Raw genomic sequence first — 26,838 nt, 5'->3', positions numbered from 1 at the left:
ATGGCTCGTTGAACAAGCCGGAGACTACGCCACCCCGATTTCCCACCACACCCGCGACGGCACCCCCCCTGTTGTTACGGCAGCACACGCCGAGACCGGCCAGGAGTGAGGGGCTGGGCTCACGATGGCTGGTTCGGCAACACGGTCCTCGTCACGGATGTCGCGGTGACGCCCGTCGTCGAGGCCCTCCGAAAATGCGCGCCATGTGGATAGGAGGATCTCCGGGCATGGCACACGTCAGCCGGCAGCCCGTGACCGCGCCAGACGAGCGCCAGAGGGGGAAGCTGCTCGACGCTGCGGAGGTCGCCACGGTTGACCTCACCGAACACCGCTTCGGCCTCCAGGTGCGCATGGCGGAGACCGATCTGGAGCGATTCCTCGGGGCGCATCGCCGTCCAGGCGGGGCACGTCCGGCAGCGAGGGGCAAGACGACTAAGGGCCGCACCCCAGGCCCTTCGTGCTGCTCCATCGCGGCGACCTTCCTCCCCTCTGAACTCCGCCCACCGTCGCCTCGGTAAGAATCTCACGCCCGAATCAGCTTGGTTTGTGATAGGGAGTTTTACCGAATCAGGGTTAATGATCTCGTGGCATAACGAGGCATCCCATGTCCACTCGCCGCCCTCCAGTCGCCCCGGTGGCCCTAGTCCCGGCCGTCGTCACCCTGGCCGACGTGCTGGCCGTCGTCGGCCAAGCCGACCTTCCGCCCCGCCGCCGCCAGGACCTCGCCTCCGCCGTTCGAACGGCGGCGCGGGCGATCGGGCGGGAGCCCTCCCTGGTCAGGGCTGAATCGCACCTGCTGCGGCGCCGCCTCGCCGAGGTCGCTCCCGCTGCGCACGGGCTGAGCCGGCAGCGCTGGCACAACGTCCGCTCCCTGCTGAACGCCGCCGTCGCGCTGCTGCGGCCCGCCGCCCCGGGCCGGCATCGCAGGCCGTTCTCGCCCGAATGGAAGGCGCTCTGGGACCGGCTCGGGTCGCGCCGCCTCAAGACCGCACTCTCGTACTTCTGCCACTTCGCCAGCGACACCGGCGTCGATCCCGCAAGCGTGGACGAGGCGGTGATGGAGCGCTTCGCCGCCTACGTCGCCACCGGTCTGCTCAAGGCACCCGACGAGGCGCTGCGTGAGGCGCGCCGTGGCTGGAACCGGGCCTGCCGGGAGATTCCCGACTGGCCTGGCCGGCCGCTCGCCGTCCCCCCCGCCCGCACTGACCTCTTCACCCTGCCCTGGAGCGCCTTCCCCGCCAGCCTGTACACGGATGTCCGCGCATGGCTCGACCGCCTCGCCGGGCTCGACCCGTTCGACGAAAAAGGGCCGGCGCGCCCCCTCCGCCCGATCACCCTGGCGCTGAGGGAGTACCAGCTTCGCCGGTTCGCCTCAGCGCTCGTGCATCAGGGCCGCGATCCAACCTCGCTCCAGCGGCTCGCCGACCTTGTGGAACTCGAGGCGTTCAAGGCGGGCCTGCGCTACTTCCTGGAGCGCTGGAGGGAGAGGCGCCTGAAGAAGGAGTGCCTGCAGGAGGAGCGCCCGCACGAAAAGCCACCCCACCACATCGCCGAGACCGCCGGCATGCTGAAGGCCGTCGCCCGGCACTGGGTGGAGGTCCCGCCCAAGCAACTCGCCGCCATTGCCGTCTCGGTCCGCAGACTCAACGCGTCCAACCCTGGCATGACCGAGACGAACCGGGACCGGCTGCGCGCCCTTAACAATCCAGAGAAGGTGCGTGCCCTGCTCAACCTGCCGCGCAAGCTCCTCGACCTTGCCGGATGCACGCGGCAGCCCTGGCGCGCAGCCCTGCTGGCGCAGGACGCATTAGCCATCGAGCTGCTGCTGATGGCCCCTCTCCGCATCAGCAACCTCGTCGGCCTGGACATCGAGCGCCACCTGGACCGCCGAAGCGGGGCGCTGCACCTCGTCATCCGCGGCTACGAGGTGAAGAACGGCGACCCTCTCGACTACCCGCTGCCGCTCGAGAGCACCGCCCTGCTCGACCGCTACCTTAAGGACTTCCGCAAGCGGCTCGCGCCGAAGGGTAGCACCGCCCTCTTCCCGGGCCGTGACGGCAGCTCGAAGGACCGGCACAGCTTTGGCCAGCGCATCAGCCGGACCGTGCGCACGCACACCGGCCTCGAGGTCCACCCGCACCTGTTCCGCCATATCGGGGCCAAGCTGTTCCTCGACGCCAACCCGGGTGGCTACGAGGTGGTCCGGCGCGTGCTCGGCCATCGCTCGATGCAGACCACCAGGGACTTCTACACCGGCCTCGAGAGCCCGGCCGCAGTCCGCCACTTCGATCGGACCATCCTGGGCCTGCGCACGGATGGCGGCCCGTGACGCGGCGGCGTGTCTCCCGCCCCCTTGCTGCCTGGCCCGGGGCCGACCGGCGGCTCTGGCTCGCCGCGCTCGAGCCGGGGGACTGGCTGGAGCCGGGTGGCGCGCGGGCGCATTGCCGGCCGATCAGCAACACTAAGTTCGCCTTTGGCTATGGATGCTGGCTCGAGTGGCTCGACGCGGCCGGGGCCCTCGACCCAGCAGTACCGCCGGGCGACCGGATCACGCCGGAGCGAGTTAAGGCTTATCTCGGCGATGTCGCGGCCACACGCTCCACCTCCACCCAGCAGTCGCGTCTCGTGGAGCTCTACAGTGTGGCGCGGGTGATGGACCCGGGTCGCGACTGGGGTTGGATCCGGCACGCCGCCGCTCGCGTACGCGCGCGTCACCGCCCAGTCCGGGACAAGTGCGCGCGCACGGTCGGCAGCCGCGAGCTCTACGAGTTCGGCCTGCGGCTGATGGACAGCGCCGCGGTGAGGGCGACACTGCGGCAACGCGCCTTTCAGTTCCGCGACGGCCTGATCATCGCCTTCCTGGCCGCTCGACCGCTGCGGCGCCGTAACCTTACTGGGCTGCGGCTGGGCCGCCACGTCGCCTGCCGCGACTCGATTTGGTGGCTGTGGGTCCCGGCCCACGAAACCAAGACCGAGACGGAAATCGACATGCCCTGGCCCGAGGCCCTGGTGCCGCGGCTGGAGATGTACCTCGCCGAGCACAGGCCCTTCCTCTGTCGGCAGCGCGGCCGCTGGAGCCGTCCGGCCAACGCGGCGCTCTGGGTGTCGGGAGACGGCTCCGCCATGGTGGGTGACGCCGTCTACGACCGGATCATCCTGCGGACCCGCAGGGAGTTCGGCCGGGGGGTCAATCCGCACCTCTTCCGGGACAGCGCCGTGACCTCACTGGCAACCGAGGATCCCGGGCACATCGGCATCGCGGCGCCGCTGCTCGGCCACCGGGATGACGAGATCGCCACGCGCCACTACAACCAGGCAAGCGGCATCGAGGCGACGCGGAGCCTGCAGTCCGTGCTGTCAGACCTGCGCGACGGAAAGCTTTCACCGCCTGCGGCCGGGTGCTGAGCGGTCATGGTGCAGGGCAGAGAAGTGATGGCCGCACGACAAAGCCAGGTAAAGCAACCACCTGTCACACGGCCGTCCGCGGCCACGATTCCGGTCGCCGCAAACGGAACGCGGCGGCCAAGGCGCGTGCTGCTGGACACCAACGCGTGGAGCTATCTCGCGGATGAGGGCGCAGGTCCGGATCTGCTGCGCGCCGTCCGCGACGGCCACACGGAGATCCTGGTCGCGCCTGCCGTGGTGTTCGAGTCACTGCACCGGCCTAACATCGAGGGCAGGCGCCGGCAAATAAGCCTGCTCACGTTGAAGAAATGGCGGCGACTAATGCCCGAGGCCTACTCCGTGTGCGGAGAACTGCTGGGCGAGATCCGGCGGCTCCACCCAGAGTGGCTGCACAGGAAACCCGATCGCGGTGAGTTCGCTAGGCAGCGCTACGACTGGACCCGGGAACGGGGCGGCTTCTGGGATCGGACCCGCTTTGATACCGAGGCCATGGCCAGGCACATTGCGGCGGAGGACAGCTGGCACGGCCAGCTGCTGGAAGCGGCGCGCCAGGAGGCGCGTCAACGGCGCCAGGAGTTCCGCGAGATTCCCTTACCAAAATTCGCGTCGCTTGAGACCATCACCGGCACTCCGGCTCCCGCCGTTCCGGGTTGGAGCGGTGAACCGGTCGCGCTTTGGCGCTTCAATGCGTGGACCACCACGACAATGGCACTGTGCATACCCGGTCACCCCTACCTCGATTGGCTGAAGCCTTGGGTACAAGTCGAACGACTGAATTTCGGCGATCCTTCGTGGGGTGGATTCTGGTTCCATGAGGTGAATGCCGCGGCTATGCCTCGCTTCTGGCTGTGGTGGGCGTTCGAGTACCTGCAGCGCTTCCAAAAGGTCAACGATGGAACTCCGTGCGACGCGCAACTGGCGACCTACCTGCCGGAATGCGATCTCCTGCTGTCAGCCGACGGGGGCCTGGTCCGGAACGCTATGCACTGCCGAGACTCCGCACCATGTCCCTTGCCGGAGGCGGAGCGGATCCCAGCCGGTCGCCGAGGAGTCGATGTTATTCTTGAGCGGGTCAGCGCCGCATGACGATGGCTCACATACAGCACGGGCCTCAGCGGGTATGGATGCATCCGACTTTCGTGGACATAGATACAGATAATCATGAGGCGATAACCCGGTAGGCACCCCAGCCAATCGGCTTGGACCGTACCTGTGTCACCCGAGGCGGATAAGCGGCTGGCGAGGGCTGATCTCCGCCCCGACCGCCATGACGAGGTTCAGCGCCAGTGGCCAGGATGGCGCTGATCAAAGCGCGGCGGCGGCGCGGGGCGATGCCAATAGGGCTGATGCCACGCCTGGTACCGTGGCGGCGCATAGTGCTGACGGCTGTGCGGGGCATGATAGTATCCGCGCGGGGTGTAGTGGGCGTCCTGCAGCAGCGGTGCGGACGCGCTGCCCGGTGCCACTGTGGCGCCACCTGACCATGGCGCGGCCGTGGCGGAGGTTGTGGCAGCCTGCGCGCCGCCGATGAGCACAGCGAGGGCGGCGACCGCGAGAAGCTTTCGCATGGTGGTCTCCTTCGGGGGCGCCGCTTCCTGGCGGCGCCCGGCACTGTTGAAGAGACATGTCCGGCGTGTCGGCAGCGCGGTCCGACCATGGCGGCGCTGAGGCGGACTGCAACGAAAGGCAACTGCGCGGTCCAGCAATCCTATCTGCAATCAGGAGACGCTCGGGGATTTCCGTGTGTGGGGCCGTACGATGCCGCTGAGGAGGCATCGTATGCCAGGATGCAAACAGCCGGTGATCCCAGATGAGATGCTGGACTAATTTCTGGGCAGGCCGGATCCCCGAACCTATGCGGCGGCCGCCTCGGCAGAGGCCATTGCCGCCTCGCGGGTCCGGGCAGTGCCATAGGTCATTGAGGACCTGTCAGGGCGGCGGTTAGCCTAGGGACGAGGACGCGAGGTCCGCCCATGCCGGAAGCACCGCTGCCCGAGACAGCCACCGCCAGCTCCGGGGTTGGGCCGGCACGTGTGCGCTGGGACCGGTGGCGGCGGCGGCGCGGACCCTGGCTGCTGCTGGCGCTGGCTTTTGCTCTCGCAGCACTGGCGGCGGCGCGTCTCCTGCCACTGCGGGATGACCCGAATAGGCCAGCAGGTGTCGGTAGCCTCGCCTGGTGGATCGAGCCGGGCGAGACGCACGCCTTCGCCCGGCTACCGATCATTGGTTTGGATATCCAAGCCCTGGCGATCGCGCCGGACGGGCGCACCGCCCTCGCCACGGGCTCGGACGGCACGCTGCTGCGCAGCACCGATGCCGGCACCACCTGGGCTCCCGTCGCCGCCGGCAGCAGGGCAGAGCTCCGCGCCCTGGCGATCGCGCCGGGCGGGCGCACCGCCCTCGCCGCGGGCAGGGACGGCACGCTGCTGCGCAGCACCGATGCCGGCGCCACCTGGGCCCCCGTCGCCGCCGGCAGCAGGGCAGAGCTCTATGCCCTGGCGATCGCGCCGGACGGGCGCACCGCCCTCGCCACGGGCTCGGACGGCACGCTGCTGCGCAGCACCGATGCCGGCGCCACCTGGGCCCCCGTCGTCGCCGGCAGCAGGGCAGAGCTCTATGCCCTGGCGATCGCCCCGGACGGGCGCACCGCCCTCGCCACGGGCTCGGACGGCACGCTGCTGCGCAGCACCGATGCCGGCACCACCTGGGGCCCCGTCGCTGCCGGCAGCACGGCAGAGCTCTATGCCCTGGCGATCGCCCCGGACGGGCGTGCCGCCCTCGCCGCGGGCAGGGACGGCACGCTGCTGCGCAGCACCGATGCCGGCACCACCTGGGCTCCCGTCGCCGCCGGCAGCAGGGCATGGCTCACTGCCCTGGCGATTGCGCCGGACGGGCGCACCGCTCTCGCCGCGGGCTCGGACGGCACGCTGCTGCGCAGCACCGATGCCGGCGCCACCTGGGCCCCCGTCGCCGCCGGCAGCAGGGCATGGCTCCGCGCCCTGGCGATCGCCCCGGACGGGCGCACCGCCCTCGCCACAGGCGTGAGCGGCACGCTGCTGCGCAGCACCGATGCCGGCACCACCTGGGCCCCCGTCGCCGCCGGCAGCACGGCATGGCTCACTGCCCTGGCGATCGCCCCGGACGGGCGTGCCGCCCTCGCCACGGGCTCGGGCGGCACGCTGCTGCGCAGCACCGATGCCGGCGCCACCTGGGCCCCCGTCGCCGCCGGCAGCAGGGCAGAGCTCACTGCCCTGGCGATCGCGCCGGACGGGCGCACCGCCCTCGCCGCGGGCTCGGACGGCACGCTGCTGCGCAGCACCGATGCCGGCGCCACCTGGGCCCCCGTCGCCGCCGGCAGCACGGCATGGCTCACTGCCCTGGCGATCGCGCCGGACGGGCGTGCCGCCCTCGCCGTGGGCTCGGGCGGCACGCTGCTGCGCAGCACCGATGCCGGCGCCACCTGGGCCCCCGTCGCCGCCGGCAGCACGGCAGAGCTCTATGCCCTGGCGATCGCCCCGGACGGGCGCACCGCCCTCGCCGCGGGCTCGGACGGCACGCTGCTGCGCAGCACCGATGCCGGCGCCACCTGGGCTCCCGTCGTCGGCAGCAGGGCATGGCTCCGCGCCCTGGCGATCGCCCCGGACGGGCGTGCCGCCCTCGCCGCGGGCTCGGACGGCACGCTGCTGCGCAGCACCGATGCCGGCACCACCTGGGGCCCCGTCGCTGCCGGCAGCACGGCATGGCTCTATGCCCTGGCGATCGCCCCGGACGGGCGCACCGCCCTCGCCGCGGGCTCGGACGGCACGCTGCTGCGCAGCACCGATGCCGGCGCCACCTGGGCCCCCGTCGTCGCCGGCAGCAGGGCATGGCTCCGCGCCCTGGCGATCGCGCCGGACGGGCGCACCGCCCTCGCCGCGGGCTCGGGCGGCACGCTGCTGCGCAGCACCGATGCCGGCGCCACCTGGCAGCGCATCGCCCACCAGCGCTATCCCCCGCTTCTATCCTGGCTTCTTCTCGGCTGCGCCTTCATTGCCGTCCTGCCGGCCATGCAGCCGCTCCCACCGGCTCGCCGTGCTGCAGTCGGCGACACTGCCTCGCTCTTCGCCACCGACCGGCCGCTCGCTCCCGACGACCCTGACGTGGCCGGCACCACGGACCTCGCCGCCCGCCTCTCCCGCTTCCTCCGTAACCGTCGGACCGAGCCGCCGCTAACAATCGCTATCACCGGCGCCTGGGGTAGCGGGAAAAGCAGCGTGCTCGCGCGCCTACAGGACGATCTCCGCGCGCACGGCATTCGCCCGGTCTGGTTCAATGCCTGGCACCACCAAAAGGAAGAAAACATCTTTGCCGCCCTGCTGCAGCAGGTGCGAGATCAGGCGGTACCGTCCGTCATGACCATTGCCGGTTTTGCCGTGCGAGGCCGGCTGTGGTGTGGCCGGATAAAGCGGCGGCCCCTTTTCTGGGCCGCGGCGCTTATCCTCCTCGCGGCCATCGTTGGTATGCTGTTCGCTGCCGATTGGCCACGGCCGCAACAGGGGGTGCTGCGCACGAGCTGGGGGTGGGAGCGCGCAGAGGCCGCGCTGAAGGTCCTCGCCCCACTGGTCGCGCTGCTGCTCACCGCGCTCACTGCTGCCATTGGATTTCGCGACAAGCTGAAATCCGCCGGCCTCGATCCCGGCAAGTTGCTCGCCGCCAGCACGCGTGCGGTACGCTGGCAGGACCTCGGAGGCCAACTCGCCTTCCGCGCCCGCTTTGCCGAGGCCTTGCGGGAGGTAACGGAGGCGCTCGGTGACCGGACGCTCACCATCATCGTGGACGACCTTGACCGCTGCCGGCCGGACCAGGTGGCGGAGGTAATGGAGGTGCTAAACTTCCTCTCGAGTTCCACTGGCTGCTTCATCATCCTGGCGATCGCGCGCGAGCAGATCCTGACCGCCATGGGCCTCGCCCATGCCGCCATGGCAAAGGAGATGGCGCCTGAGGGCGTGACGGAAGAGCGGCAGCAGCGTGCGGCCTACGCCGAGAGCTACCTGCAGAAGCTGATCCAGATCGAGGTGGAAGTGCCTAGCTTCGGCGCCGCCGCGGCCCGTCGGCTGATGCGAGAGGCAGCGCGGGAGCATGAGGCGCCGCGCGATCCCGCCTGGAAGGCGGCGGCGATCGGGCTGGTGGTACTAGGCCTCGCGGGATCCGCATTCTTCGGTGGATGGACGCTGGTCGGGCTGATCCCGGATAGGGCAGCGCCGGCCGTACAAGCCCCGGCGCCCGCGCCGGCTGTGGCCCCTCCAGCCGTGCCCATCCCGCCGACAACCCCGCCCAGCACGCCCCAGCCGGAGAGGCCAGAGGAGCGGCCGGCCTGGGTAATCGAGCAGCGCAGCCCAGGGCCGGCGCTGACGCCCCGGACCGTTGCTCTACTACTCGCGCCCGTGCTCGGCCTCATCGCTCTCGCCGCCGGGCTACATTGGCGACGCCGCACCCTGCCGCTGGTAGAGGAAGACGAGCCTGCCTTTGCCCGAGCGCTCGACCACTGGGCGGAGGCCGCCTTCCTCGCCCGCCCTTCGCCGCGGGAAATGAAGCGCTTTCTCAACCGGCTGCGGCTGGCGGCCACCGCAGCAGGAATCGGTGACGGCCCAACGGCGGTCGGGTTGGCGGTTTTTGCCCACGCTGATCGTGGACTGCTCGAAGGCTTTGCTGCTGACGGGACGGATCTGCGGCAGGCCGCGCTGGTGCGATCCACTGTGGGATCGGCTCCCGTGTGGCCCGCCATCGTCGCAGCGCTTCAGGATCTTGAAGGCTTTGCACCAAGCCCAGCGGAGGTACGGGCTTTCCTGGATGCCTGGGCTGGCGTCAGGGTCCAGGGCTGAAAGAGGCCCGCAATACTGCCGAGCGTAGCCTGTACCGCACGCAGTTGCTGGGACACCAAGGTGGTCCTACACAGCACGGCCTGAAGGCGGGAAGTATTGCTGATTCCGCCCGAGAGCTCGGCGCACCTGCTCGGCCCGCCAGGCGTGCCCGGTGCCGGACGGCGTCGGGATGCCGCGGGCGGTGAGCGCGGCCGCGAGCTGGCGCAGCGTCGTGGCGCCGGCCCGGCGGGCCTGCTCGATGTAGGGCCGCACGTCGGCGGCCCGCGCCTGGGCCTGCGCCGTCCGCACCGCGCCGGCCTTACGCGCCATCTCGGCGGTGCCGGCAACGAGGCGCGGGTTGCCGAGCTTCACTCCCCGTGCCTTGGCCGCGGCGAGGGCGGCCCTGGTGCGCTGGCTGATCAGCCCGGCCTCGAGCTCGGCGACGGCGGCCATCTGGGTCACCAGGAACTTGCCGACCGGCCCGGGAGGGACCTGGGGCAGGTCGCAGAACACCACGCCGCCCTCACCGCTGCCCTCGACCACGCCGAGCAGGAAGCGCGCGTTCCGGGCCAGGCGGTCGAGCTTGGCGATCAGCAGCGTGGCGCGATGCGCCCGGCAGGCGGCGAGTGCCGCGGCGAGCTGCGGCCGGTCGTTCCTTTTGCCGCTCTCCACCTCGACGAACTCGGCCAGCACCGCGCCGCCGGCACGGCTGGCGTGCTCGCCGACCGCGGCGCGCTGCGCTTCGAGGCCGAGGCCAGAGCGGCCCTGGCGGTCGGTGGAGACCCGGAGGTAGGCGACGAAGCGGGCCGGGCCCGGGCTGGCGGCGGATAGGACAGGATTCAGGGTATCGCCGGGCATCGTGGAGCCAGTGTCGCTGCCGTTTGCCGCTGTGTCACGCAACCAAACGTCCAATTGACGGTCCGTGACAGGCGGCCTGAGGTAGACGAAAGCGACACAGTGATGTCATATACGATGTCATGGTGCTTCGCGTGGTCCTGGACACCGATGTCGTGGTCGCAGGCTTCACGAGCGCCGCCGGCGCGTCGCGTCGCTTGCTGCTCGCGGCGCTCGATAGGGAGGTGCGGCTCCTCCTCTCGACGCCCCTGATCCTCGAGTACGAGGCCGTGCTCACGCGCGCGTCCGTGCTCGAGATGGCGGGCATCTCGGCGGAGGAGGTGCTGGCGGTGCTCGACGAACTCGCCGGTGTCTGCGTGCCGGTGGTGTTCGACTTCCGCGTCCGCCCCGGCGCGCGTGACCCCGACGACGACCTGGTGCTGGAGACGGCAGTGAATGGCAGCGCCGACGCCATTGCGACGTTCAACCTGGCCGACCTGCGCGACGGCGCGGCGCGGTTCGGCATCCCGGCCGAGCGGCCGGGGAATGTGCTCAGGAGGATGAGAGAATGAGCAGCTTCCCGCTGCGGCTGCCCGACGACCTGAAGGAGCGCGCGGCCGCGCAGGCCGAGGCCGCGGGCATTAGCCTGAATCAGTACATCGCGACGGCGATCGCCGCCCGTGTCGGCGCGCAGGCGGAGGCGGAGCGCTACTTCGCGGCTCGTGCTGCGCGTTCGCGGCCTGGACGGGCACACGAGATCCTGGCGCGGGCGGGGCAGGGAAGGGCACCTGCAAAAGATGATGAACTTGGCAGTTAGGTCGAGCACGCGCGCCGACGCCCTCCGTCGCCTGCGGTAATGGCAGTTACCGTGGGTAATAAGGATCCAGAAGGCTCGACAAGCCTCGCCATGGAGCGCCTAAACTGAGCGCCGCAGAGCTCCCGCAGCGTCGTCAGAGTTCGGCAAACAGTACGATCTACCAGCCGCGGCAAAGCACCTCCTCGACGTCCTGACGCGCCAGCACCTGCGTGCACGTTTCCCAGCCCCGCTGCCAGGAGCGCTGGGCCTCGGTGGCGCCCTCGCCCGTGGCCGTGCCCCCCCAGCGGACGTCGAAGGCGGATGCCTGGCGCTTCCGGTCCGCGTGCTTGCGCAGCTCGGCCTCGAGGGTCTCCTCGTTCTCGATCCAGTCGTCGTCCAGCGTGTCAGGAAGCTGGCCGAAGATGTCGAAGCGGTCCTTCATTCTCTCCGACAGCCGATCGTAGACCACCTCGTCGCGGCTACCCTCGTAGACGAGGCTCAGCATGTCCACGCGGTCCCGCACTTGGCCGAACCGCTTGATGCGACCGATCCGCTGCTCCAGCTTCGACGGGTTCCAGGGCAGGTCGATGTTCACCAGCGTGCCCAGGGTCTGGAGGTTCAGACCCTCGCATGCCGCATCCGTAGCCACGAGCAGCCGCAATTCATGGTTCCGGACCGCCGTCTTGATGACGTTGCGATCCGTCGAGGCGAACTGGCCGTCCTTGTAGATCCCCGAACGACCGGCTCCGGCGTAGAGACCGACCGGGATCGCGGGAAACTCGGCCGCGACACAGTCCGCCACCCATTTGGCGGTGTCGTAGTACTGGCTGAAGATGATGCACCCATGCGCGTCCAGCCAGCCGCGGCGCCCTTGGTTGAGCCCGGCCTCCTTCAGGTAGTGCCGCAGCACCTGGAGCTTCGGATCTGCGTCGGCGCCTGTCGGGGACGCCTGCTGGGCTCTGCGGAGATGCGTGAGGAGTTCGCGGAGCGCGTTCCGTTCGGCGGTGCTGGCCTCGCCGAGATCGCCGAGGTCGAACATCTCGTCGTCGTCGTCGGCACCCAGCACCGTCGGTTGCTCGTCCGGCCCCGCCTCCGCAACCCCCGAGCGGCGCGCGATGGCCAGCATCGTCGATAGCCCGGCCGTCGAGGAGGAACAGATGCGCTGAAGGAGGAGGCTCTTCAGGAAGCCCGCGCCCTTGTTCCTCGACATCAGGGCCGACGTGTAGGCGTCGGCCACCTTGAAGGCGTCCTGGAGGGCGATGGTCGCGATCACCGCCTTCCCAGTCGCGCCGAAGAAGGCACGGGTGCGGCGGTCCGGCTCGTCGTCGCGGGGATGCAGGTCCACCGCGACGGGCTTCATCAGGCCCGCCTCCTCGAGCGCGCGCCTGCGACGCAGCACAGTGTGCCGGACGACCGGGTTGTGCTCCTGGAAGAAGGCCCGGCCATCCGGGTCGTGGGTGAGCCTGTCGGCGAGGTCCTGCCGATAGAACTCGTCAAGATCGACAGGGGAGCGGTCGGTGACCGCGACCGTGTCGGGCATGCCGAAGTTCTGCCTGATGAAGCCGAACAGGGCCTCTCTTTCGGCGCCCGGCGGCAGCGGGTTTCGCAGCCACTCCCAGGCATCGGCCTCCGCCCGGGGACGCACCTCGCCCCTAATCAGCCGCAGAGCGTCCTCCGGCCTGTTACGCCACCTTGAGAGGTCATCGCCGAGCACGTGGTCGGCGCCGGACCCAAGGACCTTCATGAGGTCCCACAGGTCCATCGGGTCGGTCTGGATCGGGGTGGCGGTTCCCAGAATGACATGCCGGGCCTTCAGCGCGATTCGGGACATGAACTGGAGCAGGTTGTTCGGCTCGCGCTCTCCGCTCGGCGTCGCCGAACCGCGGGCCTTGTGGGCCTCGTCCAGGATGACGATGCCATACGGGCTTTCCCCGGGGCGGGCGCGGCGTTCCAGAAGCGCCTTCCGCTCCACGCTGTCCCGCATCACGAGGCCGGTGGAGACGATCGCCACCTTGTAGGGGGACCGCACGATGTCCTCGGGTCGGCTGGGAATCACGTGGCCCCGATGGTCCATCCACTCCTTCCTGTTCGAGATCCACCGCGCCGACGGCACGCCGAGCTTCTCGATAAGCTCGGTCTGCCACTGCTCGCAGAGGGTCGCGGGCGCCAGGATCAGCGCGGGGCCGTCCCCCAACAGGGCGGTGACCAGGGCGGAGGTTGCCATCGAAAGGGTCTTGCCGACGCCGACCTCGTCGGCGAGCAGCAGGCGGGCCTTGCCGTGTACCTCGCGCTGCCGAAGGAATTCGGAGACAAACGCCTTCTGCCAGGGCTGGAGACCCTCGCCAGCCCGGACCAGGGGTGCCTCCGCCAGGACGGCGCGGGCGATGTCCGTGGTGCCGCGCTCGTCCCATGGCGGGCAGTCGGGAAGCCTGATCTCCACCCGGGCGGCGCACCGGGCGATCTCCGAGATGACCGCATCCGGAAGGGGGACAGCCTTGTCCCAGAGGAAGTCGAACTCCTCCTGGGTCCAGCCGATCGCTTCAGGAGACGGGTCCTCCCAGATCAGCTCGTAGTGGTCCTGCCACGCCTCGCGGGTCTCGTTGACCGATCCCATGAAGCAGGTCTTCGACCCGTCGGCGAGGGTGATGATACCCGCCTTGCCGTGGACCAGCGGTGCGGTGAGGCGGTCCACAACCTTGATGGTGACCTTCGGTCCGCCATTGGCGTCACGGGCCTGCAGCAGATCCCGGAGCATGACGTAGCGGTTCCTGTTCAGCAGGGTCTCGACGGCCACCCCCGCCTCGCCGCTGCCCTCCCACCAGCGCTGCACCAGGGCGCGCGTCCGCGCCTCCTTGCTGGCGTGGATGTCCTGCGGGTTCAGGTCCGAATTGCAGACCACGCGGATGCGGCCAACAGTCGCCAACTCCTCGGCGGCGACCTCGAAGATAGAGGACCGGAAGTAGCCTGCGATCCGGTCGTACGTCTGGGCGCCCCGCAGCCGATCGCGCAGGAAGGCGTGATCCAGCCGCTGGCGGCGGGAACTGAACCGCAGAATACCGGCTCCGCGATCAGGGGCGGCTTCCCGTGCCGCGTCATCGGGCGCGTTCATCAGTCTGCCCCGGGCATGTCCATGCGCCACTCGAACGCCTGGCGCACCAGGCCCATGACGTAGGGGAGGTCGTCCAGCTTCCCGAAGTCCAGCTCTACATCCCCCGTGGCCCAGTGGCTGATGTTGGTGACGTCCCGGCACACACCCTTGGCGTCCTGCAAGTCCGCGAAGGGCATGTTGAGGTAGAGCTTCAGCCTGGCTGCCTGCGGCACGACGGAGACGAAGTTCTCCTCTGTCCGGTAGGCCGCGTAGAGCTTCAGGAACACCTCGGCGACGGCCGGATCGAGGGCGAGGATCTGGGCACGAAGGGCATCGAACAGCGCACGCACGGGACCCCCGGCGAGGTACGGGTGATCCGCGATGGTGAAGGATTGCTGCTCGGTCTTCTTCTGCTTGAAGGTTGCCAGTACGGCGTCATCCAGGACTGGCGGCCGCCACACCGTGAGCGCCATCTCGGACAGGCGTTCCGCCCGCTTCCGGATGGCCGCCTCGTCCCAGTTCAGTAGCTGGCCCAGGCCCTTATTGAGGCGCAGCGGGCTGTCCGCGAAGCCGCCGGTCATGTTCCGCTTCTCGAGGAACGCCCGGTCGCTCAGTTCGGGGTTGTAGGCGGTGAGCGTCAGGTTCCCGAGCGTGTGCAGGTAGGTGTCGCGCACCCACTGCCATGTCGGACCCAGGGCATCCTTCCAGGCGTCCGACAGGTTCTCGTTCTGCGGGAGGATGTGCTCGATCGTGTATTCCTCGACCGCCACCCTCTCCTTCCGATCATGGTTCTCCAGCCGCCGGAGCCAGTACGAGCGGTTCCGGAAGTTGTAGAGATCGCGCGTCTCCATCGCCTTCCTGAACTCGGCGTCGTTGGGGAAGCGCCGATAGGACGGCAGTGTGAGGAAGTGCGCCCGGATGCTGTCGAGGTAGCGGTCCTTCCGCAAGGCTTTGCCGAAGGTCGAGAAGGTCTTGTTGTGCGAGTTGGTCGGGATCTCGCAGACCACGCGCCGGAAGACATACGCTTCGATCATGCGCAGCGCCGCGAGCAGGTCGTCTCGGCTCAGGACGCCATCGGCGTGGTCCGCATACAGCTCCAGCAGGAAGGGGAACGTCACTTCCGCCTTCAGCTCGCGGATGTCCTGAAGGGCCTCCGCCAGCGCCTTGTCCGGCTCGCCCTTGCCGAGAGCCATCCGGCAATAGTAGCGCGCATGCCGGTGGATGTCGGCCACCAGGTTGCCGATGGTGGTGCCCTTGCCCTCCTCTTCGCGGGCGAAGGTCTTGAACACGTCGTACACGTCCTCGATCTTCGGGATGTTGCCCGTCTTCAGCGTCAGGTAGTGGCGCATGAAGCTGTCGAAGTGGGTGGCGTAGGCTTCCTGCCCAAAGGCCACCTCCATGGGCCGCCAGTGGTCCTCGTAAAGCTGGGTCTGCTGCTTCGGCGGGAGGCCCATCAGGACGTAGTTCCGGATGAGGTCGGCTTGGCCGAGCTCCTTTCCGGTCGAGTTCAGGCTCTCGAAGATGAGCTGCGGATTGTCGTGTCCCCGCTCCAGCGAGATGTCCACGATCAGGATGCGCGCCAAGCCCTGGCAAACCTCGCCGAGGTCGGCCTCCTTCATCAACGACTGGAACAGCTCGAAGTTCTGCTTGATGCGGATGCTGTGGTCGTCGGGGAGAAGCTTTCCGTCGATGATGGCCTTCAGCGTGGTGCGGTCCGTGGCGGACAGCAGCATCTTATAGGCGCGTTCGCCGTCCTGGACGCTGTCCTTCAGATAGTAGTGGCGCAGCTTGCGGGCGGCGAAGTCGCCCGAAAGCTCGGTCTCGCCCTGGGCACGTGCCAGGGCCTCGATGATCAGCATGAAGGTCGTCAGGCGCTGCTGCCCATCGATGACCAGAAGGGATGGCTGATCGGTGACGTTATAGAGGCCGTCCTGGATGTAGACGACCGACCCGACGAAGTGGGCCGCCGCGTTCGGGTTTCGGCCCGCGCGCAGCACGTCCTGCCACAGCTTCCGGCACTGCGGTTCCTCCCAGCGGTAGGGCCGCTGGTAGATCGGGATAACGAACTGCTTTGAGCTGCCGAGGAAGTCGAGCAGCCGGGACTCCTTCGCCTTCATCCTGCGAGCCTCTCGGACGCGATCAGGCCCGCGACGACCCGGGCAGCGGCGGCCTCCTCGGCGCGCTGGCGTTCCCAGACGGTGCCGAACCAAGCGGCGAGTGCCCGCACGTTGTCCCTCGCCTGCCTCCAGTTCTCCAGGCCGAAGTGGTCGCGGAGGCCATGTAGGATGCGATCGCCGGAGGTCCTGGGGTCCTCGTCCTGCGCGGTGGCGCGCCACTGCTCGGCGATGGCGTAGAGCGTCGGGCGGATGGTCCCGGCGGCAAAGGGATGGCCGGTCATGAGGGCACGCTTGAACTCGGCGGCACCCTTCAGGCGGGCCTTGTTCGGCGACCGCTCCGCCATGAGGTCTTCCCAATCCGTCGCCCGGTAGACCCGGGCGAAGTTCTGGTAGTCGTCCAGCTTCCCGCCGAGCTGCCCGGCAGGCCAAGTGGCCTCGGTGGCAGTCATCTTCAGGTAGAAGCGTTCCTCTGGGCTGAAGCGCTCCCACATGCCCTCGGCAATGCCGTCCGGGACCATGAGCTCGTTGGCGGTCTGCACGGCGAGGGTGATCATCTCCTCGACGATGCCAACCTCGGTGGTGCGCTTCCCTTCGCGAGGCCGGAGGGCTTCGCGCGTCATGTCCGTGCCGTCGATATGCGTATAGGCGGTCAGCACCTCCAGCGCGGCGGCGTATCCTGCCATCTGGATGTCGGCATCGCTGAAGACGTTCTCGTCCCGCCCGCGACCGTGGGCCTTCTGGTTGAGGCCCGTCAGCGTGGCGACCTGCTTCGCCACGCGGTCCCGGACCTCCGGCACGATGTCGCTGCGGAACCCATGCTCGTCGCCGACGCGCTTCCGCAGCACCATGAGGACGGTGCCCTGGACGTAGCCGCCCTGCTTCAGTTCGCTGGTCGTCTCGGTCGAGACATACCAAGCCGCCGTCACCTGCAACCCGGCGCCCCACACGATCTGCGCCAGGTCCGCCCAGACCCCCGCATCCTTGTGGGTGAACATGCAGACCTGCAGGCCGTTATCTGGCATGCTAGTCGCCATCGCTCGGAAGGCGGCGACCATGTCGGCGCGGAACTTGTCTCCCTTGCCCTGGATGGCCAGAGGACGTCGGCTGTCCCAGGTCCAACGGTCAAAGGGCGCAGGAGCGTTTCGTCGCAGCCAGGCGATAAAGAACTCCGAGATTTCGTGATATACCACCGCATCCGCGTAGGGTGGATCGTAGATCCAAAGGTCACATCGGTATGGGGTTTCTGCTGCAGACCCCATTTCTACACGGCCGTCGCCAGCCATCGGACACGCGCTGAACGGCTCGAGGAGGTACTCCTGGGCAAAGTGGAATGGTCGGACCCCATATGCGTAGAGGGTATTCAAGGCTTGATTGTAGAAGGTCTGAGCTATGGACTCTCGCGAGGCACCAGTTCCGTAGCGACACAGCCTTGTTGACCAATCCGCCATGCGCGCCAGGCCAAGAGCAAGCGCTGGCTCGTCCAGCTGTTTGACTTGTTTCTGTACCAACGCGAGGAACAGAAGCTGGCGAGAGGCGAACAGGTGGTGCCAGTACGTCCAGCCCCGCGTTCGTATCGGCTCGTCGGTTTTCTCCCCGGGCTCGATCCGCATATCGGGAACAAAGCCTTGCGCCTGCCAATTGGCCAGGTTGTCCGAGACGAAGCGCGTTACGCGGTGCTCTCGGGATAGGTCATTCGCATCCGGGACGGCAAAGAATGTGTTCGGCCTTGATTTGCCCTGCCGGACCTCCCGTCCGTCCATCCACTGGATTGCGTAGAGTCTTTCGAGCCAGATGTCGCCACCGCGCCATGCCCCACGTGGTGCACCGGGCACCACGGGCGGTGCGTCGGCAACCCATTCTGGCTCCCTTGGAGCAATATCGCTGATCTCCCAGGCGCGTAGGCGGTTTCCACGGGCAAGTTGCGCTCCGTCACCACCTTCACCATCGCCACGCAGCCGCGTGATCGGGATGCGCCACTCTCGCTCGGGTTCACCTGGTATGGGGGAAACCTGGTAGACGAGGTGACCGTCCTTTAGAGTTCCGGTGGCGGCAGCCGCGAGTTCGCGCGATGACACTCCTTCCTCGATGAGGATGTCGAACCGCTTCCGGGCATGGTCTGGCACGAGTCGAGCCACGCAGCGACGACGCGAACTGATCAGCCGAGAGGGGAGGAGGGGGACCCGCCAGCCTGACTGCGGATCGACCACTTCAAGGCAGTATAGGTACGCCTTAGGGAAGTCTCCTCGCTCGTTGGTCTCTACCTTCAGCTGCTCGAGTTCACTCGCAACCGCACGTGCGGCGAGCTGTTGCGCCTGGGCGATAGCCTCGCGCCGTTCTGCGCTGGCACCGACGATGTTGAACGCCCCCCCACGTGAGCATCGCTGCAACGGGACTCAGGTCGCTCGCGAAGGCGCTGCAGCCGATGCGAGCAGCTTCGAACGGGATCGACCCGCCACCGCAGAATGGGTCGCCCACTGTCGGGTTATGTCCGTACCGCGCGATCCCGAGCTCGCGGACCAAGTCCGGTAGGTTCCGCGACGCGGTGCCGAGCCTGGCGCCAATGATGATCCAAACCCCAGCGTAGAGGGGGTCGTTCGGGTCCCCTAGGTCTTCGACGTTCTCTACTCTCTTGCAGCGGGCTACCTGCTCCGCGAAGGGCATCGCAAGGAGAGCTCTCGCGCTCATCTCCTGCCGTTCCTTCTCGATGAGCTTCTTCTCTCGCGTTGGTAGGCCGGACAGTCGAATCCAGCGCGCTGCTCCGCCCGCGTCGGCGTCGTCGGAGGAAGCATCATTGCGACCTCCCGTTGTCGTGGGATGCTCGATGTGCCTCAGCTTTTCGTCGGCCGAAACCGCGGCGCTATCCCAAACATCCTGGGCGGAAAGCACGGGTGAACGGCGAAGGACTCCAGCGCTGTCCATTCGCATTAGTGCCTCGAAGGTCTGGAGGTCAGCCTCCGGGTCGTCCGTCGCGGGCAGCAATGATGCCAGGACGCAAGCCCTCACCAGAGAAAGCGGCTTCCGACCCTTCCAGTAGGAGCCCAGCGCTGTGAGGGTCTGCGACTGAACGGCCTTGCGCTCCTTCTGCGCTTCGGCGCCGACCTTCTGGGCCGGGAAGACCCGCTCGATGAGGGCGGGCGCGTCCTTGAGGCTGAAAGGCGCCAAGCCGCCCTTGGTGGCAGCGGTATCCATGATCAGGGCGCCTCGAACAGGGGCAGGCCGCCGGTTCCCTTTTGGGACGGGCCTGACTTGGCGAAAGGTTCGGTGACAGCGGTCGGACCCGCGGACATGAGCAGGGCCAGCCCGCGCCGGACCCGGTCGTTCGGGTTTGCCAGCACGCGCCCGGCCAGCCACAGCCGCTCGGCGGACTGGAGGGACACCCAGGTCGCGATCACGGCCGCCATGTCGCCCTCGTCGGCCGCGGCGACAGCCCAGGCCAGAGTCAGGAGTTCCGTGCCGAGAATGCGCTCGACCTTGTTGTCGCCTGTCTGCCAGCGGCTGGTCGGCAGGCCCTTCTCGCGTAGCTTGGCGTTCAGGTCCTGCTTCGCTGTCTCGGCCATCGCGTTCCAGCGCGGCCGGGAAATGATGCACCGGTCCAGCTCGTCGGGGCGCCCCCCCCGAATGACCCAGGATGCCGAAGTCCTCGACCAGCCGGATGTCTTCGCCACGTCCGGTGGGGATCACCACGCGGATGTGGTGCGGCCAGTCCACGGCTGGGCATCCGAAGCCGACGACGGCGGCCTTCCGCGCGTTCTTGCGCGCCGCCTCGACGGCCTTGCGGGAGTCGACGACCGTCGGGTCGCCCTTGGGCGCGCGCTCCCGCCCGGGCGCCGGATCCTTCCTGACGGCGGCGGCCATCATGTGGACCTCGTCTGCGGCTGCGTCACGCAGTCGCGCGGATCGCCGACGTCCACCTTCAGGGTCTCCACGAAGGCGATGAGATCGCGCCCAGTGGGGAAGCTGACGGCCTTCACGTGGGCGGTGACATCGGCGTTCGGCTGCCCGACGGCGACGCGGATGGACTCGACGACGTTCGACAGCCCCTCACCGGAGAGCCGCAGGTCGCTGCCGAGGCGCATAGAGAAGGCTTCCTGGCCCAAGCCGACCTGCATCTGCGCGATCACGGCCTGTGCCTTCGCATCCTTCAGCGCCCCGGCCAGCGCGAAGAAGCTCTCCGTGCTGGTCTGCCTGATGTCGAGCGTCAAGTTCGCGGCACGGGTCTCGTCCACGTATTCGCGAAGCGTGGGGACGGTATCCACAGAGTCCGGGTCACCGGGCTCCTTCGGCTTTGCCTTCTGGACGGAGATCCGGAAGTCCTCCGTCCCTTCGAGATCGCCATCGATGGCGATAGCGCGGACCATCACCTCGCTGCCGCCGCGCGCCATGAAGGGCGTGACGGTGAATGGACCTTCGTAGACGGTCCCTTCGCGCGGGTTGGACCCGTCCGTCGTGTAGCGGATGGCCGCCGCCGACGGCCTGGCGAACAGCTCCACCTTGCGGCCATCCGCGCTCGGCGATGTGGTGTGCTGGAGCGTGATCCTGTTGCGCCAGACATAGGCGTCGCCCGTCGGATGGTCACCCTTGGGGTCGATCACCAGGAAGGCGAGGCGGAGCGCCGTGGTCGTGAAGCGGAGCTCCTTGAGCTCGGGGCTGCTTCCGTTGACAAAGGTGCCCTCCGCCATGTGGATGCGGGGCGTCTGCCCGGCATCCACGGCCTGCACGGACAGGGTCACCGCGCCGGTGTCATGGTTGCGGCCCTCCTCGGTGATGGAGACGCGCGTCATGTCGGGTGGGAACGGTCCCCGCTGGATCTTGCCGTTCTCCCGGTCACGCCATTTCCCGGTCTTGGTGGCCTCGCGCTTGATGGCTTCCAGCCCGCCTGGCGGGAGCCAGACGAACTGGGGGTTCTCCTTGGCCCGGGCCGTGATGTCCGACCAGGGAATGGTGTTGAAGGCGGAGCCGTCGGGCCAAAGCTGACCACCCTGGTTCGTCTCCGGGTTGCCGGAGATGCGCGTGATCAAGCCATCGGCTTTGGCTTCCGGATTCGGCTCGAACTTGCCCGCCTTGATGAGGGCGGTCTCGATGGCGGCCTCGCCCGACAGCGAGGAGCGGCCGTCGGCGCCCTTCGCCGTCCGAAGTTCCAACTTCTGCTCCAGCAGCCCCATGGACCGATCGGGCTTCCTGCCGGGATACCAGATGCGGTTGAAGGCATGCTCGACCGTGGTCAGGAACTCGAACTCGGCGCCGTTGCGCCGATCCTCGACCTCCGACCGGAGCGGGTCATCGGCGCGGAGGTCGCGAAGAACCTTCTCGGCCGCGTAGAGGCGGCGCATGACGCCGTCCAGGCTGGCGAAGTGGGTCGGGCTGCCCGTGACGACGAGGAAGTTGTTCTTCTGGGTCAGGCCCGCGAAGAGCTTCTCGGCCGTCTCGGGCGGCAGCTTGCTGTCGGGGCTGACCACGATGAGTTTGCGCGGGCCGGAGAGGTCGATGGCGCCGATCTCGGGCAACGCCAGGACCTCCTGGTACGCCTTGCCGGAGACCGCCTTGAAAACGAGCGCCAAGCGCTCCTGAATGTTCTGGTCGATCCGGGGCTGGGGTGCTTTCTCGGCCTCGGATTGCAGGCGCTTCGTGATGTTTTCTTGCTGGGCGAAGTAGACGACATCGCCCGAGCCGCGGTGCAGATACCAGGCATCTTTCAGCAGCGCATCGAATGCGTTCTGGAACTCTTCGATGGTGCGCCCAGGCGAGATCAGGCACTCGATGACCTGCTCTTTGGTTAGGCCCGCTTTCGAGTCGAAGCCCTGCATCAGCGACGCGGAGAGCAGGACGTTGGCCACCTGCGTACCCGCGTCGGAGCTCAGCTCCTTGTCGACGGTCTCGGCGTGGGCTTGGCCGCCGTCGGCGATGTCCTTGGCGACCGCGTTGTGCAGGTTCGCCAAGGGCAGGACCTCGTTCCGCATGTCGGAATCGTTGAGGTCCATGTGCTGGACGCCGATAAGGTAGACGTTGTTCGGCCTGCCCTCGCGGAACACGTCGCGTACGACGCGGCTGACCATCCGCATCAGGCCGCGGGTCTGCCGGAAGCCTTCATTGTTCCTGAACATGGCGACCAGGTCGCGCAGGCTCGGATGGAACGGGTAGCAGCGGTGGATTTCGTCCGCGAACTGCTCGGGCGTCTTGGCCACCACGCGGGAGCGGACGGCCTCGTCCATGCTCTTCGCGTAGGCCACGGCCACCTTGTCGATGGCCTCGCGGTCTGGAAGCTTGGTGAACAGGCGACGCCGGAGGATGTCGAACACCTCGCCGGAGTTAAGGGCGACGGGAGTGATCTCCTTCGCGCTGCGGCGGACCTCCTGGCTGAGGTTCGCGACCGTCTGCGCGAGGGACTTGCTAGCGCCCTGATAGGCGGCTGAGAGATTGGAGACAACGACCATGCACCGCGGCAGCTTGATGGCGGCCGAGAACAGGTTCGCCAGGGCGTAGGTGACGACGTTGGCTAGGGTGCCAGAGCCAAGTTCGCGCGTCTGAGCGTAGTCCAGGTAGGGCGCCAGCTCGTCCAGCATGATGAGCGTCGGCCTGTCGCCGATTAGCTCGACCCAGTCCTTCTCGCCGGGCGCGCGAGCGCCGTTCTCCCAGAACCTCCGGAAGGTGTCCTCGCGCCCGAGCTGGCGGGCTATCTCGCCCCAGATGAAGTTGTCCGTCGGGTTCCGGCCGGAGATGGCGACTACCTTGGCGTCGCCGAAGCCGTTGGGCGCGTTGATGCCAGCCTCATCGAGAACCCTGGTGCGCAGGGCGGCCGACTTCGCGATAAGGCCGAACGCGACCATCAGGTGCGTTTTGCCGCCGCCCATAGCCTGGGTGAGCGTGTAGACCGCCTGGTCACTTCGCTTGTCGAGGCGGGCGATGCCGAGCTCGAACAGTTGGCGCATGCCGCCCGTGATGTGGTTGCGCGCGAAGAAGCCGGCCGCGTCCTGCTCCGCAGCCTCGATGACCTCGGCGATATCCTCAATGTCCGGCTCGGGATCGGACCGCCGGACGTTCGGGTGGGGTTCACACAGGTCACGGGCAGTCTGCATCACTCGGACTCCGGGGCGCCCGTTCGGGACGCCGGGTGTGTTTCGTGTTTCAGGAATTCGGTGAGGGCCTGCTGCACCAGGCTGGACGCGGAGACGCCTCGGTCGATGGCCAGAATCTTGATCCGTCGGATCAGGTCCGCGTCGATGTGGACAAGGAATTGCCGCCTTTCGGCGGTTCCCCCCCCGCTCTTGTCGCTCGACCAATGCCTGCCCCTACGCGCTAAGTTCCTATCACGATAGCTTAACACGCGAAGTTCTGGCTTCGGAAGGACCTCTGCGCTGCGGTCTGGAGGCGAAAGGCCGTGGAGTTGCCGGATTGCCGACAAATGACTGCACCGCGGCAAGGGCCGGACTGTTCGAAGCTAGATCGCCACCTACGCCTTCGTGGTGGGCGCCAAGAATCAAACGGACGCCTCATTCCACGCAGCGCACAAATTCCCATCCCTTTCGGCCGACGGACGCTGTTTCTTCATCCAGATGGCCGAGGTCGCCAGATTTTTCGTCTGACCCCCGCTAGATGGCGCAACGGGCCGGCCGCCGGCGTAGGTGGCGAGGGTGGTCGTCCCTCAGACTGATGGTGTCGTGGACGGGGTCGGGCCGTGGCGGCCTGCCACAAGCATCATCGAGGGACGACCATGGAGCACTATGCCGGGATAGATCCCGCCCAAGGCCAACCGCAAGGTCCAGATCAACCTTGACCGCGACATGTGTTGCTGGCGCCACCTCATCGAGAACACCTTCGCCAAGCTGAAGGAGTTCAGAGCCGTCGCCACTCGCTACGACAAGACAGATACCAGCTACGCCGCCTCCTACGCCGCCTCCATCCACCTCGCCGCCGTCATCGCTTCAAGATGACCGTCAACAGCCCCTAAAGGGATGAAGAAGGAAAAAGCGGGCGTGCAGGACATGAAGCTTGCATCTGGCGGAATTAACCCACCAACCACTTCCGGCTCGCGTTTGCGCATTACTTTACGGTCTTGAGCCCCTCCGCGGCCGGCCTCGTTCGGAGCCGGGCATGCAAGCCGGGCGCGTCCAGGCCCTCGGCCTCCAGCATCTCGGCTGCCCGGGCGCGCCACACGAGGTCGCCCGGCTCCGAGAAGGTGCGGCGCAGCTCGCGAATAGTCGCAAGCGACCCCTTCGCCCATTCTCGGAACTCCTGCAGAGGCCAGAGGGCTACGCTGTTCAGGTGCGGCGCCGCGCCCTCCTTCGCCTTCGTCACGGGCGTCACGAGAACGGGGAGGATCTGCGCGCCCTGGCAAGCGGGCACGTTGGCCTGCATCCAGGCTGGGTGGGAGGCGGCTTGGCGCGCCTTCGTCGCGTCCAGGACGGAGTCGGCCTCGGCGCCGGCGTGGTCCTCGAAGACGAGGCAGACGTCGTCTGCGATCCACCACGGGTCGGGCGATGCGTCTGCCTCGATTTTTCCTACGTCGAACCCGAGCAGCTCGCCGAGCCTGAGCTGTGCCTGCTCGAAGCTGCTGGCCGTGGACAACCCCGCCAGGATCTCCTTTTCCCGCCGCGCAAAGCTCCTGTCGTGGAGCGTGCCGAGTCCAGCGAGCACGCCCTCCATCCGCTCCACTTGGCGCAGCACAGCCGTGTTGTCCGCGGCTGCCGCGGCCTGGTCAGGGATGAAGCGGGCGAGTGCGACCAGCCAGGGGATCCCCCGCGCCGCCTCCTTTGCCTGCCCGAAGTGGGCGCGCGCCTTGGCCGACAGGCCGGTAATGCCCCCTCCGCGCCCGACCAGGCTGCGCTGCCGGCGAGGTAGTGCCACAGCGCCCGGTAGCCCCGCAGCTCGGGCGCGGCGAGGCCACCAAGGACCCGCTCCGCGCAACCGAGTGCCGCCTCAAAGTCGCCCTGCCAGAGGCGCGTCTGGAAGTCGATCTCGTGCGGAACGACCCCCCCTCAGATCGTCCATCGCCGGAAAGCGCTGCTGCACCGCACCCTCGCGCTTGGCAAGGATCTCCTTGTTGGCCTCTTCCCAGTCCTTCCCGTTCTGGAGGAAGATGTCTAGGTTCTCGAGCAGGCCCGCCGCGGTCTGGTCCTTCGATTGATCGACGCCGAATTCCAGCTCGGCCTGCAGCTCGGGGTGCAGGAAGACGCGACGCCGCCGGTCGGCCAGGTAGTCCGGGACCTCCTCGCCGGTCACCACCACGGCGGAGAAGTCCTTGAGGGAGCGGGTGCAGCGGCCAATCGCCTGCAGTACCCGGGTCTGGACCCGCTCGTTGAGCAGGACGGCGGCGCCCATGCGCGCCATTAGGAAGCGCTCCTGCAGGTTCGTCGTCTTGGGCAGGCCCTCGACGAAGAGGAGCCGGCAGTCGTCGCCCGGGAAGTCGATGCCGTCGTAGCGGTTGGCCACCACCGCGACCGCCTGCTCCTCGGCCGTGAACGGCTTCTTCGATGCCTCGATGTCGTCCGCGTCGAAGGTCTTGAACCCCAGGTGCTCGGCGACGTCGGCGACCACCCCGTCGTGCAGCCTGTCGCTGGGCACCAGCACCAAGCTTCGTCCGGCGCGGCGCATCATGGCGCGGCGCAGCCCCGGCACCTCGGCCTCGGGCAGCGACATCTCGGGGAAGACGAAGTACCGCCGCCCAATGCCCTGCCGGTCCCACCCCTCGGGGACGGGGAGCCTCAGGATGGAGCGCCGGCCCGTCAGGCGCTCCAGGTCCCCGCCCGCGCCGAGGGTCGCTGACATGAAGATGCGCTGGCGCGCACCGGCGAAGGGCGCGTGGGTCCAGGTGGGCGGGACCAGCGGCCGGAGCAGCACCTCCTGCGTGGAGACGTAGAGCTGGCAGGCGTGTAGGTGGTCCCGCAGCATCGACCAGGGGTACCTCAGCTCCGTGCCGGCGACGTGCTCGTCCACTACCGCCCGCACCTCGCCCCTGACCCGGGCCAGGTCGGGCGAGGCGATCTTGTCCACCCAGACGCGGTCCGCGGTGCTCTCCCACTGCCCGGTGAGGCGCACGAAGTTGGAGGGATCGAGGAGCGGCTTGAGCACGCCGGCGAGCGCGGCATGGAGCGCGGCGTGCTCGTCCCTATGGCGCTCGACCCTCAAGGTCCAGAGCGCGGCGATGTAGTTCTCCGCGGCGTGCGCATCGTCGACGATGACGACGTCCGGGTTGGAAAAGAAGGGGTTGGTGTTGAAGAGGCTGCTGTAGGTAGTGACCGCGACTCTGTCGGCGTTCTGGTATTCCGCCTTGGCGCCCGCGGCGTAGCCGGCCGCCGAGCCGGTGAAGCCGTTCACCGCGAGCCCGTACTGCTCATCAGCCTGCCCGGTGGCCTGGTTGACGAGCTGGCGGGTCGGGCAGAGATACACGACCCGTTCGCCGAACTTGCGCCGCCGCCACTCCGCGATCATGAGCCCAACCAGGGTCTTGCCGCTGCCTGTGGGGAGCTGGAGGGCCACGTCGGGCGCGTCCACGGCCTTGGCAGCGTAGGTCCTCATGACCTCGCCCTGATGCAGGAGAACGCCGTCGATCTTGCGGCGCGGCAAGTCCAGCAGGACCTTCTCCGGGCTATCGGACACGATGGAAGGCGGAGGGGAGTTCTTGAATGCCACAATCATACCGTGCGAAGAATAACACGAAAGATAACGCGGCATGCGAGCCAAGGAAAGTCGCCAACGAGCCGCACTTTGTTGCCGACCCGCCCCTCTCGCAACGAGGCGGTGCAGGCCCTCTGACCGGCGGAG

At 68.1% G+C, this 26,838-nt stretch carries 16 protein-coding genes and 1 pseudogene; 7 read left to right on the top strand and 10 right to left on the bottom strand.

The features are described from left to right. Positions 1-604 precede the first annotated feature (604 nt). The 4 genes from xerC (at position 605) to KSF81_RS28380 (ending at position 9,266) form a co-directional block, all read left to right on the top strand. On the top strand, positions 605-2,329 hold the full coding sequence (gene xerC / locus KSF81_RS28395; RefSeq protein WP_217382208.1) for a tyrosine recombinase XerC: 1,725 nt from the start codon (positions 605-607) through the stop codon (positions 2,327-2,329). After that, the gene (locus KSF81_RS31730) at positions 2,326-3,405 is read left to right on the top strand and encodes a site-specific integrase (protein ID WP_217382207.1); all 1,080 of its coding nucleotides are present in this window, start codon (positions 2,326-2,328) and stop codon (positions 3,403-3,405) included. Before xerC ends, KSF81_RS31730 begins: the two co-directional genes overlap by 4 nt. Positions 3,406-3,531: 126 nt before the next feature. Then, positions 3,532-4,491: a hypothetical protein gene (locus KSF81_RS28385; RefSeq protein ID WP_217382206.1), complete on the top strand. Its 960-nt coding sequence runs from the start codon at positions 3,532-3,534 to the stop codon at positions 4,489-4,491. Between the two features lie 887 nt (positions 4,492-5,378). Beyond that, positions 5,379-9,266 (top strand): YCF48-related protein, encoded by a 3,888-nt coding sequence (locus KSF81_RS28380; RefSeq protein WP_217382149.1) that lies wholly within the window; start codon positions 5,379-5,381, stop codon positions 9,264-9,266. 66 nt (positions 9,267-9,332) lie between these two features. On the opposite strand, the gene KSF81_RS28375 is transcribed toward KSF81_RS28380, so the two are convergent. Beyond that, positions 9,333-10,103: a recombinase family protein gene (locus tag KSF81_RS28375; RefSeq protein WP_217382148.1), complete on the bottom strand. Its 771-nt coding sequence runs from the start codon at positions 10,101-10,103 to the stop codon at positions 9,333-9,335. Positions 10,104-10,222: 119 nt separating this feature from the next. On the opposite strand from KSF81_RS28375, the gene KSF81_RS28370 reads away from it, so the two are divergent. Next, on the top strand, positions 10,223-10,651 hold the full coding sequence (locus KSF81_RS28370; protein ID WP_217382147.1) for a putative toxin-antitoxin system toxin component, PIN family: 429 nt from the start codon (positions 10,223-10,225) through the stop codon (positions 10,649-10,651). Further along, positions 10,648-10,896, top strand: coding sequence for a toxin-antitoxin system HicB family antitoxin (locus tag KSF81_RS28365; protein ID WP_217382146.1), 249 nt, complete (start codon positions 10,648-10,650; stop codon positions 10,894-10,896). Before KSF81_RS28370 ends, KSF81_RS28365 begins: the two co-directional genes overlap by 4 nt. A 157-nt stretch (positions 10,897-11,053) precedes the next feature. Here the strand turns inward: KSF81_RS28365 and KSF81_RS28360 are convergent, their stop codons facing one another. The 7 genes from KSF81_RS28360 to KSF81_RS32615 form a co-directional block, all read right to left on the bottom strand. Then, positions 11,054-13,984: a phospholipase D-like domain-containing anti-phage protein gene (locus tag KSF81_RS28360; protein WP_217382205.1), complete on the bottom strand. Its 2,931-nt coding sequence runs from the start codon at positions 13,982-13,984 to the stop codon at positions 11,054-11,056. Then, entirely contained in the window at positions 13,984-16,080 is a 2,097-nt protein-coding gene (locus tag KSF81_RS28355) for a DUF262 and DUF1524 domain-containing protein (protein WP_217382204.1), read from the bottom strand. The genes KSF81_RS28360 and KSF81_RS28355 overlap by 1 nt, the downstream gene beginning before the upstream one ends. Next, positions 16,077-18,203 (bottom strand): hypothetical protein, encoded by a 2,127-nt coding sequence (locus KSF81_RS28350; protein WP_217382203.1) that lies wholly within the window; start codon positions 18,201-18,203, stop codon positions 16,077-16,079. The genes KSF81_RS28355 and KSF81_RS28350 overlap by 4 nt, the downstream gene beginning before the upstream one ends. Positions 18,204-18,357: 154 nt before the next feature. Beyond that, positions 18,358-19,269: a DUF1156 domain-containing protein gene (locus KSF81_RS28345; RefSeq protein ID WP_217382233.1), complete on the bottom strand. Its 912-nt coding sequence runs from the start codon at positions 19,267-19,269 to the stop codon at positions 18,358-18,360. Positions 19,270-19,271: 2 nt separating this feature from the next. Continuing rightward, positions 19,272-19,745, bottom strand: coding sequence for a DUF3780 domain-containing protein (locus tag KSF81_RS28340; protein ID WP_217382202.1), 474 nt, complete (start codon positions 19,743-19,745; stop codon positions 19,272-19,274). A 189-nt stretch (positions 19,746-19,934) separates the two neighbouring features. Next, on the bottom strand, positions 19,935-23,153 hold the full coding sequence (locus KSF81_RS28330) for an anti-phage-associated DUF499 domain-containing protein (protein ID WP_217382201.1): 3,219 nt from the start codon (positions 23,151-23,153) through the stop codon (positions 19,935-19,937). Beyond that, entirely contained in the window at positions 23,153-23,401 is a 249-nt protein-coding gene (locus tag KSF81_RS32615) for a CopG family transcriptional regulator (protein WP_375293388.1), read from the bottom strand. Before KSF81_RS32615 ends, KSF81_RS28330 begins: the two co-directional genes overlap by 1 nt. Before the next feature lie 409 nt (positions 23,402-23,810). Between KSF81_RS32615 and KSF81_RS28325 the strand changes: the two are divergent. Beyond that, positions 23,811-24,008, top strand: a pseudogene (locus KSF81_RS28325) (IS5/IS1182 family transposase); the annotation flags it as partial. 109 nt (positions 24,009-24,117) lie between these two features. Here the strand turns inward: KSF81_RS28325 and KSF81_RS28320 are convergent. Together KSF81_RS28320 and KSF81_RS28315 are read right to left on the bottom strand one after the other, a co-directional pair. Continuing rightward, positions 24,118-24,921, bottom strand: a complete 804-nt coding sequence (locus tag KSF81_RS28320; RefSeq protein ID WP_217382200.1) for a hypothetical protein — start codon at positions 24,919-24,921, stop codon at positions 24,118-24,120. 72 nt (positions 24,922-24,993) lie between these two features. Then, complete coding sequence (locus KSF81_RS28315) at positions 24,994-26,706, bottom strand: DEAD/DEAH box helicase (protein WP_217382199.1); 1,713 nt, start codon at positions 26,704-26,706, stop codon at positions 24,994-24,996. Positions 26,707-26,838: the final 132 nt, after the last annotated feature.

This window comes from Siccirubricoccus sp. G192 (assembly GCF_019084075.1).
GTDB lineage: Bacteria > Pseudomonadota > Alphaproteobacteria > Acetobacterales > Acetobacteraceae > G192.
The sequence above is the reverse complement of the archived record's forward strand: the minus strand, read 5'-3'. Positions and strand labels throughout refer to the sequence as shown.

What these genes read in the sequence shown, in the direction of transcription:
- xerC (WP_217382208.1), top strand. Translation starts at nt 605, where the DNA reads ATGTCCACTCGCCGCCCTCCAGTCGCCCCGGTGGCCCTAGTCCCGGCC.
- KSF81_RS28380 (WP_217382149.1), top strand. Translation starts at nt 5,379, where the DNA reads ATGCCGGAAGCACCGCTGCCCGAGACAGCCACCGCCAGCTCCGGGGTT.
- KSF81_RS28375 (WP_217382148.1), bottom strand. Translation starts at nt 10,103, where the DNA reads ATGCCCGGCGATACCCTGAATCCTGTCCTATCCGCCGCCAGCCCGGGC.
- KSF81_RS28370 (WP_217382147.1), top strand. Translation starts at nt 10,223, where the DNA reads ATGGTGCTTCGCGTGGTCCTGGACACCGATGTCGTGGTCGCAGGCTTC.
- KSF81_RS28365 (WP_217382146.1), top strand. Translation starts at nt 10,648, where the DNA reads ATGAGCAGCTTCCCGCTGCGGCTGCCCGACGACCTGAAGGAGCGCGCG.
- KSF81_RS28360 (WP_217382205.1), bottom strand. Translation starts at nt 13,984, where the DNA reads ATGAACGCGCCCGATGACGCGGCACGGGAAGCCGCCCCTGATCGCGGA.
- KSF81_RS28355 (WP_217382204.1), bottom strand. Translation starts at nt 16,080, where the DNA reads ATGAAGGCGAAGGAGTCCCGGCTGCTCGACTTCCTCGGCAGCTCAAAG.
- KSF81_RS28345 (WP_217382233.1), bottom strand. Translation starts at nt 19,269, where the DNA reads ATGGATACCGCTGCCACCAAGGGCGGCTTGGCGCCTTTCAGCCTCAAG.
- KSF81_RS28330 (WP_217382201.1), bottom strand. Translation starts at nt 23,153, where the DNA reads ATGCAGACTGCCCGTGACCTGTGTGAACCCCACCCGAACGTCCGGCGG.